This window comes from Solibacillus sp. iso_87, assembly GCF_056173085.1.
Genome location: NZ_CM149656.1, coordinates 3,552,501 through 3,565,598 on the forward strand (window position 1 = coordinate 3,552,501; position 13,098 = coordinate 3,565,598).

Below are 13,098 nucleotides of genomic sequence, written 5' to 3' on the forward strand. Positions count from 1 at the left end.
CTTGCTTCTTCTATTTTGATAACCATTCAACTCTCCCCCTTATAGTATTCAGTTCGCTTCCCCAATTATATTTTCCTGCAAAAACAAAAAAAACCAGCCAACAATAGTTGACTGGTGAATGATTTTACATTGAACCGACAGTACCTAAATAGATCAGGAAGAGTACTGCGAAAATATACATAATCGGGTTTACTTCTTTTGCCTTACCTTTTAACACCATTGTTAATGGGTAGAACACGAAACCTACTGCAAGACCTGTTGCGATTGATGATGTTAAAGGCATCATTAACATTGTGAAGAATGCTGGTACAGCCACTTCGAATTTATTCCACTCGATTTGTCCAAGTGAAGATACCATTAAAATACCTACAACGATTAATGCCGGTGCAGTAACTGCATTTGTTACAACACTTAATACTGGTGATAAGAATAACGCCAACAAGAAACAGATACCTGTAATGATTGAAGCGAAACCTGTACGTGCGCCTGCTCCAACTCCTGCTGAAGATTCTACATAAGATGTTACTGTTGATGTACCAAAGATCGAACCTGAAATAGAAGCGATTGAATCTGAGATTAATGCTTTACCTGCACGAGGTAATTTATTGTTTTTAACAAATCCTGCCTGGTTGGCAACAGCCATTAAAGTACCTGCGTTGTCAAAAAAGTCTACGAACAAGAATGATAGAATAACCGATACCATTGTGAGTGAATAGAACTCCGGATCAGTGAACGCTGAGAATAATTTACCGAAAGTTGGTTCTACACTTGGTGGTGCCGAAACAATTTGAGAAGGTAAATCAACTAAACCAAAGATCATACCTGCGATTGCAGTAATAGCCATCGCGATAAATACGCCAGCTTTCATTCCACGAACTAAGAAAATTACTGTAAGAAGAATACCAAAAATCGCCAACAATACTTCAGCATCGTGTAAGTTACCTAATCCGACAACTGTTGCCTCACTCGCAACGATAATGCCAGCATTTTTTAAACCGATGAACGAAACGAATAACCCGATACCAGCACCCACGGCAATTTTAAGTTCCATTGGGATGGCGTTGATTAATTTTTCACGTAATCCTGTAACCGTTAATAACAAGAAGAATACACCTGATACAAATACTGCAGCCAAAGCGTGTTGCCAAGGGCTTCCGTTTGTTAATACAACCGTGTAAGCAAAGAATGCATTTAAGCCAAGACCTGGCGCTAAAGCTAAAGGATATCTTGCAACAATCCCCATGATGAAACATCCAATTGCTGCTGAAACAGCTGTTGCCACAAATACTGCACCGTAATCCATGCGTAATGCATCTGGTAAACCTTCAATATCAGATAGCGTTAAAATGCTAGGGTTTACTACTAAAATGTAAGCCATTGCCAAGAATGTTGTGAAGCCACCTAAAATTTCTCGGCGATAATTAGTTCCAAGTTTATCGAACTCGAAATACTTTTTCATAATGAAACTTTCCTCCGTGTTGTCGTCTTCAACATCTAAAGAACACTTAACCTTAAAAACAAAAAAGACACGCAAAGCATATTGCCGCATGTCCACGATTTAAGGAAAATAAGTATATTACACTCCCATTATAGTAGTGTTATTACTTATTTATAAATCGTAGTCGAATCATTTACGGTGATTCGGTAGAAACTCACGGGCCATATTCCCGACATTATACGACGACGTATTTAATTTACGTTTGTAATATATCATTTCATTTTTTAAATTACAAGCTATTTCCGAACATTTTTTATAAATTTTAATTCATAGTTCGTAAAAACATCCACAAACAAGTCATTTACTACTGTTCCTGTATCTTTATTTGTTATTATTAAACTTGGAATATACAAAAATCAAATCTACATTTTACTATATTTATACTGAATTGGGGAGTTCAAATTGAGTGAAATTAAGGTAGTTGTAAAAGGAGTCCTTGTTAAAAACAATAAATTACTGATCGTGCAACGTTCACAAATCGAAGCAGTTGGCGCAGGCACATGGGAGACAGTCGGAGGAAATCTGCATTTTGGCGAGTCATTTGAAGGTGCACTTAAGAGGGAATTTTTAGAAGAAGTTGGATTGAATATTATTGTAAAAAATCAGTTGTTTTCGACAACATTCCACACGAGTAAAACGCGACAAATTGTCCTGCTCACCTTCTTATGTGATACAAAAGAGGAGCGAATTACTTTATCCGATGAACATCTACACTATTTATGGGCGTCAAAGGATGAACTGCTCACATTATTACCGAAAGAGATTATCGCAGATTTTCACCAGCATCACGTATTCGATTTGTTAGACTAATAATTATTTTACAGGAAGTTTATAGAAATGTTATATTGCTCCTCTATAGTGAAGTTTGAACAAATAGAGGGGGGATTTTTTTGCAACAACAACGAAAATGGGCAATGCATTTAATTCGCTTTGCGGCTGTTTCAGGTTTTATCGGTGTATTAATCGGATCAATTATGAGCGGTAACTTGAACTATGCTTTACGACCAGTCCACGCACACTTTGTATTGGTAGGTTGGTTATCGGTTTTTGCGTGGGGGATTTTCTATTATTCAGTACCCGTCCGCAGGCTGATCTTTGTTAAAATCCAGAGTATTTTAGGTATGATCGGCGCTTTTGGTTTATGTATAGGGATGTGGCTGCATTATTTAAACCCGCTGGACACAAATGAAACAATGAACATGGTGTTCTTCATTGTAGGGGGCACTCTTTTATTAATCGCATTTTTCTTATTTATAATTGTGACATTTTTTGTCACAAAGAAAGAGAATTAATTATATCTAGCTATATAAAAGTAAGTGCATTTCCCTTTAATATGTTAAAATAATAAAAGAAACACAGAACATTAAAGGAGCGGTTTGAATGCCATATTGGTTACATAACACATTATTTGTACTTTTAATAATCGTTACATTCGGATGTGTTACAAGTGGAATTGAGTGGAAAACTCGCGAAAAAGCCACTGTTGAAGAATAATTTAAGCCTAAAATAACTTATTAGAATATAACTAACATACAAAACAAGGAGGCCTGCGTAAAACAGGCTTCCTATTTTTTATGACTATTTTATAATCCGCGGTTTGTTCGTTTTAACGGATCATTATCCAAATCATCTAAATCATTTAAATGATTCGTAGTATTAGTCGTATCCTTAATGTCCGCTTCTTCACGGCGAACTGTGTCTGAAACAGTTTCCGTGTCCGTTACTTTTCGTTTGCCGACTACAATTTCTTCCGTAACGACATCTTTCTTCGTAACATCCACTTGTTCTTCAGTTACCGGGATATGGATTTTGCCCTCTTCTTCATAGGCATGAGTAATTCCGTCATGAAGTTTTCCATTTGCATTAAGTGTTGTGTCCTCATTAACAGGACGTCTTTCTACATAAACTTCTTCATGCTCTACTGGCACTTCAATCGTTTGCTGTTCTTCGACTACATGTTTGTCGACTTGCACCTCACCCGTTTGTACGCGTTTTTTATCTACTTGCAAGCGTTCTTCATGAAGTGCTATACGTTCTTCATCCGTTTTATCATAATCACGCTCATAATGATTATTCACACCATAATTTTTAGTACCTTCATCAAAATAAGTACCGTAGTCTCTATCTACATATAATAAATATTTCCCTGCCTGTAATTCATCATAATAACGGTTTCGTTCATCCTCAGAGATGCCCATTTGTGTAAAGTGTTGATCCCGTACTAAATCTTCACCCATCATGAATGCTTTAAAGCGGTCCCACCAAGAACCTTCTTTATGATCAGTTTCATAACCATCCGTGTTAGTGCTGTAACCTTTTGAGTTTCGGTACATAGATAGTTGATCATTGCGATTAGATACGATGTACATATCTTCCTCACCATATCCTTGTGCACGAAGGCGATCCATTTCTGCCTGTAATTCCGCTTCATTGTCATAAATACCATATAATTTGTTATCACGTGTTTCCATGTTTCATTCCTCCAGTTTCATTAAGTTAGTTTTTTTATACCGACTGTCTATATTTGATTTGGCATACTATACAATACCTTTTCTCCTAAATAATAAACGCGGGGATGATAAATTTAACATTCTGTAATAAAAATGAAAGAAAAAGAAACACAGCTATGACAATATTTTAATATTAAGGAATTAAGACGAAATTAGATGCCAAATAAAAAAACATAGAAAGATGTTACTCTTCCTACGTTTCCATACAACCTATTTATCGTTTTGTCGTTGTTTCTTTTCCAAATACTGCGCACGCAATTTTTCAAGTTGCTGCTTTTTATCGAATTGGGCCGGCTTGTTTTTTTCGTGATACTTCGCAACAGCTGCCTTACCTTTACTATCCAATTGATATTTCCCCATTTTGTTCACCTACTTTTCCTGTCTTCACAGAGAACCTATTCAATATATAATATACCTCATTTCACTGAAGTAAACCTTAAATTAATGTATCCCGAATCTCACCATTCCAACTTCCATAGAATAAAAAACTCCCCTTTAGTTATTTTTACAATAACTAAAAGAGAGTAAATAGTTAAAAGTTATTCAGTACTATTCCCACTCAATAAATCATTAAAAATTACTTCAACATAAATGTTGATTCTAAAAGGATTTGAACTTTTAAAACACTTTGAATTTTATTTAACCCACGATAGGTTGGTATCAATTTTGGTATCAATTAATTAATCTCTATTTTTTTAAGTCTTTTAATATCTGGCTTTAGACTTTTAAAAATCTCGACAAGTTCTTTTGAAGATAATCTTCTCCCTAAAATATTACTTGAAATACTATCAATCATTTCTCTTGTTTTATCATCATCCGATAAACATTCTATTAAATAACTTAAAAATTCTTCATACTGTTCATCATTGTTTTTATTAAAATGATTATATAATTCCATCCATTTTTTATACTCTGCTTCTGCTACTTCTAAAACCCGTTCATTATCACCAAACTGGAAATCATTATTTAAGTTCATCCATATATTTTTCACATATCTTTCTTCACCTAAAACTTTATCTCCATCATTTATCGGGAAATCCTTAACTTTTTTAATATATGGCGAAATTAAATCATTTACATAACGTTCTAATTTAGGATAATAAAATTTATTTTTAAAATGTGTAATCAGATATACAACATGAGGATATTTTTCGGAGTATTCAATCGATAACTCATCAGATAATTCCTCAACTATTTCCGGAAAATTTTTTATAAATTTTTCATAACCAGATGTAATAAGAACATTTTCAATATATTCATTTAGTTCTCCATAGTAAATCCAATCTTTCGAGTAATGTGACACCTCAGATATCTTATCTACAATTCTTTCTGGAGGTACTGCTAACCCTCTCGTATATGAATTGAATGTTCCTTTAGATACTTCTAGTATTTCTGCAAATTTAGCTAAAGATAACCCCAAAATTTCTTTTATATGATTAATTCTTCGTGCTACTTCATCTTTCTTAGGCTTCAAGCTTTCTCACCCTTTCTAAAAATCGATAGATATATTATTGACATTCAAGAATTTAAATGTATATAATTCCATTATAGTCGTTTAAATGTATTACGACTATTTTACGACCTCATTACGACCTTTTGTAGAGAGTACGTATAAAAATAAAGCAGCAGCGTTGGCAGACACTACCGCTTTGTTCATAAAACCCAAGAAAGGAGGACTCTATGAAATATTCACGTTATAAGCATACGGCAAAATTAAAAAGTAAACAACCAAGCAAATTACTCTTAATAGCAAGGTTCTTGGTTGGTGTAATGCCTTTTATCAGTTTACTAACAGTTGAAACAACACTAAGTAACATTTTATCAAAAAATATTTCTTTACCTTTGTCTTTTTATATTGGAACAATAGTTTTTCTAATATTCAACTCTTTGTTAAATATTCTATTTAGCAGCATGTCGCCATTCAAAATGCAAAGAATAAAAAATACTTTAAAAAAAGTAATCGAAGTAAATGGCTTTTTTTATGAAAATAAAGAAAGCGGAAAAATAACACATTCAATGATTATGAAATTTTACATGCTTGATAATGAACTATATATCGAAGTATATCCAGCTGGTGGAAAATACTCAGATAAAATGAATGAACTAACGGAGATTTTTCAAACAGCATTAAACTTAAATGTGATATCCGTTCAAAATGATTATGCGAATCATTCAACATATATTTTATCCGAGACTTCAAATAACTTTATTGACGTTACAAATGATTGGAATGTTTAAATTTTATGCAAAACGCAATTAAATTAGATAGAGATAAATACTTTGAATTTACCCATAAACAAGTAGGGGCTATTATCCAATCAGCTACAGGACAAGGAAAAACTCGATTTCTGACATATCTAATTTTATCCGTTGCCAAATTAGGAGCCGAAATATATTTTATCGATGGGAAACGTGCTGATCTTTATAGCTTACGTTTCTCATTTGATGTAAGCGTTAGAGATATTCATGTTGCTAGCACACCTAACCAAGCTTGCAGAATGCTTAGACAAATAGTTGAAGACATGAATAAACGATATGAAACACATTTTTCTAATGAAGGTTCTCAAACTGGATCAAATTACTCCACATATAATCTTAGACCTGTATTCCTATTTTTTGATGAATTAATAGCAACTATGGGCGAAGATAAAAAATTAGCGAAAGAAATAGAATCGTACCTGTTGCAAATCATGTTAAAAGGTCGTCAAAGTGGTTATTTTGCAATTCTATCGTCCCAACGCTTTTCAGCAGAAGTATTATCAACAACAATACGTGAAAATGCCGGTATGCGTGTTGCATTAGGACGTATGTCAAAAGATAGCTATCGAATGGTATTCGGAGATTTTTATGATGAATTACCAGCTGCTGAAAAAGGAATTGGGAAAGGTTATATCTATTTAGATGGACTAGGTTGGAGTACGCCACGTGCATTTCAAACACCTATTTTAGATACCTCGAAGATCGATGTAAAAAATGTGCTTAAGAAACTTTTAATCGAAGGTGCTAATCGCTTTAACGAAGAAAATTAGTACTTGAATTACACCACAATTCGAGTGCTCGGAGATTAAGAGATAGAATCCTTGCGATAGCAAAAGGATAGGCGGAGCCGGTCTATTTCTTAATTTCTGAGTGCAACCACGAAGCGACGCGGAGTGGAAGGTCTTTAAAAACTCGATTCCCCCCGTTAGTAACACGGGGGCATTAAACTCACTGTGGGATCTCCAATCCCTTGATATAACTAATTTTATATGGATATTAACATCCCGACAATCGGGATAATATAATTAAAATTAAAGGACGGTTTAAATGAAAAAACTAAAATTAAGCACCTCAAATAAAGTCTCTCTTACAGATGGAACCGAGCATGATTTAGCAACTTTAAAATTTGATTTAGCACAATTTAAAATTCCGAATCAATTTGTAACTCTATCTAATGAAGTTTCTACAAAAATTGAAAAAGAACGTAATCCCTTAGGCGAATACATAGAAACAGGGAAAATGACTACTTCATTCAAAGTTTATGATCGAGCATTAGTGGAATTAGCGATCACAAACCAACTAGCTGAATTTGGTGCTCCTATAACAATATTAGTTGAAAATCAGACCATGCCTCCTATACTTGATAAATTTGAAGAAGATGAATTTATTCCAATTACCTTTGAAAACCTAACTGTTTCTCCTAAAAAGGTACAAAAGAAAGCATACTCTAATAATACTATGGTTGATGTTTGGCAATTTGCGGAACTAAAAATCAGTTCTTCAAACTATAAAATAGGAGAATAGCATTGCGTAAAAATGAGTGTTTAATAGATTGGTTACGCTTTTCTATCCCTAATGCCGATCCATATTATTTTACTGAAAATATATTAGGCATTCCGTTTACTGCTTTTTTGAAACCTTTAGAAACAGATGATTTAGATTGTCAGATGGATTATGTAAAACGTACTCTAAGTATTCGAAAAGAACTTAATGATTTACATAATTATTCAGATGAAAGTAAACCTGAATACGTGGGAAAAAGAAGCCCTTTCCCTACATATGATTATTGTTTTAATTTCGCAAACATTGAAATACACACAAGTAAAAAACATTCAAATCTGTTAGTAAACTTCTCTGGTACAGCTTGCCGACAATACGAAGAATATATGTCGCAAGTCTCAGGATGGCATTGGCAAGCATTTATAAAAAGCATTTTATCCAATGGGGCAACCCCTACTAGAATTGATCTTGCTTTAGATATTTTTGACGATAGTTGCCCAGATGTTAAAAAACTACAAGATTATGTAAAACGTGGACAACTATCTACACGTGCCAATACATTTAAGGAAATTAATAGCGGACGTATTTTAGATGGAACTCTTACTGGCTTTACTCTATACATTGGAGCACATCCTCAATTACTTCGAATCTATGATAAAAAACAGGAAATTAGGGATAATACTGGTGAATTGCTTAACTTAAATAAATGGGTACGATGGGAACTTGAAATCGGGGATAAAAAGGCTCTTCAAGTATGTCAACATTTAGCTAAAGGTATACCTTTGAATCAAGTGATTCTAGGTATATTAAAAAGTCATTACTCTTTTAAAACTCAACAAAAGGGACAAAGAAAGGATTTTCATAATAAAGCCCGACAAAAAAATATGCGTTGGTGGGATAATTTCATTAATGGTATCCCCTCCATCCCCCTTCGAATTGTTAAAGAAAAGCCTACAATGAAAGAGAAGAAAAAGTGGGTGGAGAAATCTACAACTAAATCTAGAGCAATGATATACGAAGCGTACAAACAAGCTTTTGGTGTAGATTATGCAGATGCTTATTTAAGACAGGAATTAGAAATTGGAAGAGGGAAATTTACTGAATTTGATCTTTCCACAATTGAACAATCAGTAAATGAACTTCTCGGTAAAAAGGAGATTTAAGCAACTGTGATAAATGCAAATACAGTTATTAGCAAAGAAGAATTAATAGCACTTGGTTATACTAAGTGTACTGCACAAGGAATCATTCGTGAGGCTAAAGCATTAATGGTTCAACGTGGTTACAATTTTTATAGTAACAAGCGCTTAGGACGTGTTCCTACAAAAGCTGTTGAAGAAATAACAGGTATTAAATTTTAAGACACTCAGGAAAGGAATTGGTTTTATGGCTAAAATCACTGGTGTCTATAAAGATAAAAAAACTGGGAAATGGTATTATTCCGTTTCCCTCGGCTTTGATACAGTGACAGGAAAACGAATTAGGAAAGTTCGTCGTGGGTTTGCTAATCAAAAAGAAGCATACGAAGCTAAAACAGCAGAATTAAAAGAAGCCCAAGATATGGGGCAAATCGCAAACAGCGGAATGGATTATAAAACATTTATGGTTCAACTTTTCATTCCAGATTATAAAGCAAAAGTACAAATAACCACTTTTGAAGCTCGAATGCCTGTAATAAAAAAGATTATGCAGCATTTTGGAAAGAAGAAAATTGATAGTATTAATAATATCGATATTCAGTTTTGGAAAAATAGCTTAACAGAGAATTTTTCACAAAACTATGCTCGAATGGTTTATGGTATGTTCTCTCAAACCTTAGAGAAAGCTGTTAGTTTAGGAATGATAAAATCCAATCGTGCCAAGCAAGTTGGGTCAGTTCCGAAAGAAAAAGTTAAAGTTGAGTTTTGGACAAAAGAAGAATTTCAAAAGGTATTATCAACTTTTAATTTAGATGATTATTATGAACACTATTCTTTCGTAATAATATGGCTTTATTTTATGACAGGTTTAAGAGTAAATGAAGCAACTGCTTTGCGATGGAAAGAGGAAATTGATTTAGATAAAGGAACAATAACAGTTAATCACTCACTACGATTAAAGAATAAAAATGACTGGGTCCTAGGACCTACTAAAACTAAAGCAGCATTACGAACAATCGCGATTGATACTGATACTATTTCGATTTTACATAATTGGAAAACTAGGCAAGAACAGTTTGGCAATATTGATTTTGTATTATCTTATAACGGTGATCCAACCTGGAAATCAACTATTGCTCGGATTATTCAACGACATGCAAAATTAGCTTGCATTAAATCAATTCAAGCAAAAGGATTAAGACATTCTCATGCTTCATTTTTAATAAATGAATATAATGCTAACCCTCTTATTATCAAAGATCGTCTCGGACATGAAGATATAAAAACAACTTTAAGTACATATTCACATTTATATCCCAATGTAAATTTTGAAATTGCTAACAGTATTAGTGGCACAATTAAATATAACATCGCTAAAGAAAAACAGACTAATTTTCGAGGTAATCAGGCTTTTAAATATGATTAAATGTATAATATTAGTTTTTTTAGAATTTAAGAGTAAAATATATTATAATATGGAGGTTAAAATTTTCGAACTTCGAATATTAAAAGAAAGGATGTGACTCAATGAGTAAATATTATTCAGTTAGTGTAGGTAGAAAAACAGGTATTTTCAATAGCTGGTCTGAATGCGAGAAGCAAGTAAAAGGATTTAAAGGAGCAAAATATAAATCATTTACTAGTTACGAAGAAGCTAAGAATTTTTTAACCCCTTCAAATGAAATTTTATCTCAAACAATATCTGTTTCAGAGACAACCTCTGTTTCAGAAAATGATCTTTGTATATATGTAGATGGAAGTTATTCAAAAAATAATGTTGCTGGCGGTTATGGTTGCGTTATGGTAAAAGATAACGAAATTATTCATACTATCTCTAATAGCATAGTGGTTAATGAAAATGAAAATCTTTGGAACGTGGCAGGGGAAATCGAAGGAGCTTTAACAGCTATAGATTGGGCACTTAATAACAATTATAAAAAAGTTATTTTATACTACGACTATGAAGGAATTGAAAAATGGGCGAAAGGTATCTGGGATGCCAAGAAAAATCTTACTAAAAAGTATGTACAAAAAATCAAAGATTATTCAAAATCCATAGATATACACTTTATCAAAGTTAAAGCACATTCTGGTGATGAGTATAATGAGTTAGCGGATAAATTAGCGAAAGATGGAACATATAAACTTTTAAAAGATAATACCTATACGGATGTTTACGCTATTAAAAGTTTACAACTAACACTTGAACTTTATAAGAAAATAATTAATGATACGTCAAACGAAAAGTTTATTATAAAAGTAGAAAATTATATTTTCAATGAAAATATATTAAAGAAAATCGCTAAATATTATTGGAAAATCGAGGGCCAAAAATTAAAAGATTTAACTGATATACATGCAACTCTAGACATTCAACTCAAAACATTGCAAATTGAATATTTAACTGTAGATAACAAAAGTATTATCAAAACTTTACTATTGGAAGGTTATAAAAATGACAAAGATTAAAAATCCATATTTAAGATTAAACATTGATCGAGATAAATTAAATGATGCTATTTCAGACTATTTTATGTCTCAAGGTACTACCTGTTCATTTACAGAAAAATTGGAGGAAAAAGGTAGTGGTCGCAATAGGTTACATTACACTTACGAAAGTAATACAGAATTCTTAGATTTCAGATTTAACGATGACGGAACTACGTCTATCGACCTTTCTTCTGGAGAAAAAACCGAATTCAAAGAGAAACTAGCTGAAAGCATTAAAAACTCACCTATATGTACGGAACCTTCAATTGTAGGTTTCGATAAAAGTTACTTTGTATTTAAGGAGATTGAAATTAATGACTTCATGAGTGTCTTAGAAATGATCTCAAAGGAGCAAAACTTCGAAAAGCCAGAGCCTTTTGAAATTGATCTCGGTAAACGTTGGGTTATAAAAGGTAATTATGGGGAAATACTAACTATAACTTATTACAATAAAAGTAAAAAAGTAATGCTTCAAGGTAAGCCACTAAAATTATTTATGGAATTCCATACATATTTAATGACTTTATTTGAACCAAAAGAAATACCCAAAATTTTAGAATCTAATCGTATTATCTTTAATACCACAATTCAAAAATCTGACATTAAAGAAGAGCTAGATCTTTACATCCCAAATGCGATAAACAAACTGAATGAAAAAATAAAAAAGATGTTATGTCAGGCATTATATCATTTAAAAAGTACAAGTGATAACTTTGAATGTACCCATTTAGCTTTCCCAGCTTTAAAAGCCTTAGAAGGTCATTTAAAGCATGTAATGTATGATAAAAAAATCCCATTAGTGAACTCTAGTTTTACAATGTTCAAAAAAGATGGAAATAGTAAATATGCACTTTATGATCCTGATCATATTAAGTTATTTAGTGCTCTTGAGCTTGCCGCAATAAATGATGCATATCATTTTTATAAACTAAACAGACACTCTTTATTTCATTGGGATGAATTAGACCCAAGTATCCCTGTCGCTGTAGATACAACACGAGTTATCGAAAATCCTGCAGAAGCCTTTGCAATTATTAATAACACATTCCAAATTATTGATGCATATTATAAATAATAGCTATTGTGATTTGAATATGTTAAAATTCCATAAGCTGATAAAAAAACTTTAAAGGAGAGGTAGCTATGAAAAGGTATTATATATATATCAATAAAAGCATTAAGTTGGATTTTCAATATGTAATCATAGCTACCTCTTTTGAAAGTCCGTTGCTTGATTATAAAGAAATCGAAGAGCATTTATACATTCAAAAATTTGAAGGTTTTGTGTTATTTGACATGTTGGCTTATACAGGTGATAACTCTGAAAGATTTTTTAAATTAACTTTTACAGATGGACATTTTGATTTTACTACATTAGAATTTTTATGTTTTACTAAAGAGAATTTTTATCGGAAAAATACACAAGAAGTATTAAAATGTAAAGAATTCAATTTAGATAATACGGTATTAAATTATGTCCAAAAAAATATGATTTTACATGATTTAACCATTTAGAATATTAGTATATTAAACTCTCTTCCAATTAACTTTGAAAGAGAGTTTTTTTTATAAATCAAAGAGATATATCAATTTATTAGTACCGTTGCATTAGATAGCTCCACATAAATCCTCTATGTAATTTACTTCATTCCACTAACAATAAACAATGGTATCAAAACTGGTATCAATAAACAAAATAACT

The 13,098-nt window shown here is 32.4% G+C and carries 16 protein-coding genes and 1 riboswitch (1 of these 17 cut by a window edge); of the genes, 11 read left to right on the forward strand and 5 right to left on the reverse strand.

Going from position 1 to position 13,098, the window contains the following annotated elements; all coding sequences use genetic code 11:
• Together AC0VXV_RS18145 and AC0VXV_RS18150 are read right to left on the reverse strand one after the other, a co-directional pair.
• On the reverse strand, positions 1-26 hold the beginning of the coding sequence (locus tag AC0VXV_RS18145) for an N-acetyltransferase family protein (RefSeq protein ID WP_475529563.1). The gene continues 451 nt to the left of window position 1, outside the view; the window shows 26 of its 477 coding nt (coding positions 1-26); it begins with the start codon at positions 24-26; its stop codon lies off the left edge, out of view.
• A 98-nt stretch (positions 27-124) separates the two neighbouring features.
• Positions 125-1,459, reverse strand: a complete 1,335-nt coding sequence (locus AC0VXV_RS18150; protein ID WP_475529564.1) for an NCS2 family permease — start codon at positions 1,457-1,459, stop codon at positions 125-127.
• 140 nt (positions 1,460-1,599) lie between these two features.
• Positions 1,600-1,701, reverse strand: a riboswitch (purine riboswitch).
• Positions 1,702-1,900: 199 nt separating this feature from the next.
• Between AC0VXV_RS18150 and AC0VXV_RS18155 the strand changes: the two genes are divergently transcribed.
• Together AC0VXV_RS18155 and AC0VXV_RS18160 are read left to right on the forward strand one after the other, a co-directional pair.
• Positions 1,901-2,308 carry an NUDIX hydrolase gene (locus AC0VXV_RS18155; protein WP_475529565.1) on the forward strand — a complete coding sequence of 136 codons (408 nt, stop codon included), beginning with the start codon at positions 1,901-1,903 and terminating at the stop codon, positions 2,306-2,308.
• Between the two features lie 80 nt (positions 2,309-2,388).
• Positions 2,389-2,790, forward strand: a complete 402-nt coding sequence (locus AC0VXV_RS18160) for a hypothetical protein (RefSeq protein ID WP_475529566.1) — start codon at positions 2,389-2,391, stop codon at positions 2,788-2,790.
• A 291-nt stretch (positions 2,791-3,081) separates the two neighbouring features.
• On the opposite strand, the gene AC0VXV_RS18165 is transcribed toward AC0VXV_RS18160, so the two are convergent.
• From AC0VXV_RS18165 to AC0VXV_RS18175, 3 genes are all read right to left on the reverse strand, one after another.
• The gene (locus AC0VXV_RS18165; RefSeq protein WP_475529567.1) at positions 3,082-3,969 is read right to left on the reverse strand and encodes a DUF2382 domain-containing protein; all 888 of its coding nucleotides are present in this window, start codon (positions 3,967-3,969) and stop codon (positions 3,082-3,084) included.
• A gap of 249 nt (positions 3,970-4,218) precedes the next feature.
• On the reverse strand, positions 4,219-4,368 hold the full coding sequence (locus tag AC0VXV_RS18170) for a hypothetical protein (protein ID WP_475529568.1): 150 nt from the start codon (positions 4,366-4,368) through the stop codon (positions 4,219-4,221).
• A gap of 316 nt (positions 4,369-4,684) precedes the next feature.
• Entirely contained in the window at positions 4,685-5,482 is a 798-nt protein-coding gene (locus AC0VXV_RS18175) for a helix-turn-helix domain-containing protein (RefSeq protein ID WP_475529569.1), read from the reverse strand.
• A gap of 206 nt (positions 5,483-5,688) precedes the next feature.
• Here AC0VXV_RS18175 and AC0VXV_RS18180 point away from each other — a divergent pair, with 206 nt between their 5' ends.
• From AC0VXV_RS18180 to AC0VXV_RS18220, 9 genes are all read left to right on the forward strand, one after another.
• Positions 5,689-6,246, forward strand: coding sequence for a hypothetical protein (locus AC0VXV_RS18180; protein WP_475529570.1), 558 nt, complete (start codon positions 5,689-5,691; stop codon positions 6,244-6,246).
• 5 nt (positions 6,247-6,251) lie between these two features.
• A complete protein-coding gene (locus AC0VXV_RS18185; protein ID WP_475529571.1) occupies positions 6,252-7,037 on the forward strand; it encodes an FtsK/SpoIIIE domain-containing protein in 786 nt (261 codons plus the stop codon).
• A gap of 277 nt (positions 7,038-7,314) precedes the next feature.
• Complete coding sequence (locus AC0VXV_RS18190; protein ID WP_475529572.1) at positions 7,315-7,791, forward strand: hypothetical protein; 477 nt, start codon at positions 7,315-7,317, stop codon at positions 7,789-7,791.
• Positions 7,792-7,793: 2 nt separating this feature from the next.
• Positions 7,794-8,930 carry a replication initiation factor domain-containing protein gene (locus tag AC0VXV_RS18195; RefSeq protein ID WP_475529573.1) on the forward strand — a complete coding sequence of 379 codons (1,137 nt, stop codon included), beginning with the start codon at positions 7,794-7,796 and terminating at the stop codon, positions 8,928-8,930.
• Positions 8,931-8,936: 6 nt separating this feature from the next.
• Positions 8,937-9,128: a DUF3173 domain-containing protein gene (locus AC0VXV_RS18200; RefSeq protein WP_475529574.1), complete on the forward strand. Its 192-nt coding sequence runs from the start codon at positions 8,937-8,939 to the stop codon at positions 9,126-9,128.
• Positions 9,129-9,153: 25 nt separating this feature from the next.
• Complete coding sequence (locus AC0VXV_RS18205; RefSeq protein ID WP_475529575.1) at positions 9,154-10,332, forward strand: site-specific integrase; 1,179 nt, start codon at positions 9,154-9,156, stop codon at positions 10,330-10,332.
• A gap of 101 nt (positions 10,333-10,433) precedes the next feature.
• Positions 10,434-11,375 (forward strand): ribonuclease H1 domain-containing protein, encoded by a 942-nt coding sequence (locus tag AC0VXV_RS18210; RefSeq protein ID WP_475529576.1) that lies wholly within the window; start codon positions 10,434-10,436, stop codon positions 11,373-11,375.
• A complete protein-coding gene (locus AC0VXV_RS18215; protein WP_475529577.1) occupies positions 11,362-12,471 on the forward strand; it encodes an RNase LS family HEPN domain-containing protein in 1,110 nt (369 codons plus the stop codon). The genes AC0VXV_RS18210 and AC0VXV_RS18215 overlap by 14 nt, the downstream gene beginning before the upstream one ends.
• Before the next feature lie 68 nt (positions 12,472-12,539).
• Positions 12,540-12,911: a type II toxin-antitoxin system RnlB family antitoxin gene (locus AC0VXV_RS18220; protein ID WP_475529578.1), complete on the forward strand. Its 372-nt coding sequence runs from the start codon at positions 12,540-12,542 to the stop codon at positions 12,909-12,911.
• Positions 12,912-13,098 lie beyond the last annotated feature (187 nt).

Excerpts from the sequence above, each read along its gene's own strand:
- AC0VXV_RS18185 (WP_475529571.1), top strand. The coding sequence starts at position 6,252 with ATGCAAAACGCAATTAAATTAGATAGAGATAAATACTTTGAATTTACC.
- AC0VXV_RS18210 (WP_475529576.1), top strand. The coding sequence starts at position 10,434 with ATGAGTAAATATTATTCAGTTAGTGTAGGTAGAAAAACAGGTATTTTC.
- AC0VXV_RS18220 (WP_475529578.1), top strand. The coding sequence starts at position 12,540 with ATGAAAAGGTATTATATATATATCAATAAAAGCATTAAGTTGGATTTT.
- AC0VXV_RS18190 (WP_475529572.1), top strand. The coding sequence starts at position 7,315 with ATGAAAAAACTAAAATTAAGCACCTCAAATAAAGTCTCTCTTACAGAT.
- AC0VXV_RS18150 (WP_475529564.1), bottom strand. The coding sequence starts at position 1,459 with ATGAAAAAGTATTTCGAGTTCGATAAACTTGGAACTAATTATCGCCGA.
- AC0VXV_RS18205 (WP_475529575.1), top strand. The coding sequence starts at position 9,154 with ATGGCTAAAATCACTGGTGTCTATAAAGATAAAAAAACTGGGAAATGG.
- AC0VXV_RS18165 (WP_475529567.1), bottom strand. The coding sequence starts at position 3,969 with ATGGAAACACGTGATAACAAATTATATGGTATTTATGACAATGAAGCG.
- AC0VXV_RS18170 (WP_475529568.1), bottom strand. The coding sequence starts at position 4,368 with ATGGGGAAATATCAATTGGATAGTAAAGGTAAGGCAGCTGTTGCGAAG.
- AC0VXV_RS18215 (WP_475529577.1), top strand. The coding sequence starts at position 11,362 with ATGACAAAGATTAAAAATCCATATTTAAGATTAAACATTGATCGAGAT.
- AC0VXV_RS18180 (WP_475529570.1), top strand. The coding sequence starts at position 5,689 with ATGAAATATTCACGTTATAAGCATACGGCAAAATTAAAAAGTAAACAA.